Origin of the sequence: Paraburkholderia sp. BR10954 (genome assembly GCF_040965775.1) — a bacterium.
Lineage (GTDB): Bacteria > Pseudomonadota > Gammaproteobacteria > Burkholderiales > Burkholderiaceae > Paraburkholderia > Paraburkholderia youngii.
The window spans coordinates 1-558 of sequence record NZ_JBFRCK010000208.1; the positions used below are offsets into that span (position 1 = coordinate 1).

General features: G+C 59.5%; 1 protein-coding gene. It reads right to left on the bottom strand.

What is annotated here, in order from left to right; translation table 11 throughout:
• The coding region (locus AB4Y34_RS41910; RefSeq protein ID WP_368719315.1) for a transposase at nucleotides 1-558 on the bottom strand (558 nt) is incomplete at both ends.

Here is a 558-nt window from a genome sequence, read left to right on the forward strand (position 1 = left end):
ATGATCTCAAGCGCCTCAATCTCTGCGCACAGCGTATGAAGCACGGCAAGGTTGGCCATCAGCGCGCGCTCGACGTGCGGCGGCAACGCGAGTGCTCGCACCGCTGTGTCGTCGAGACGCTGCACGTGTTCTCCATTGATGCGTAGATTAAGCTGCCTGGCGAGCAGGTTTTCGATACTCAGGATGTTCAGGGTGCGTTGCTGGACAAGCTGCATGCGCTTGCGTGCCAGGTCGCGCAGCGCGCGTTCATGCGACGGATAGATGTAGCCTTCGGGCAGGAGTCCAAGCCGAAAAATATGGGCAAGGAATACGGCGTCGTGCTCGTCACCAGAGTACTTCAGGCCCTCGTACTGCCGGATCGCTGCAGTATTGGCCAGATGTACGGCAAAACCGGCGGCCATCGGTCCGTCGACAAGCCAGTACCAGTTGAACGTTGATTCCACGACTACTCCCTGCAGTTCATCCCGATAGGGCTCCAGCGCGGCCACTATGAGTTGGAGATCATTGGCCAGCCGCTTGCAGTACAGCACCCGGTCCCGGTCGTCAATGGCGGCGACT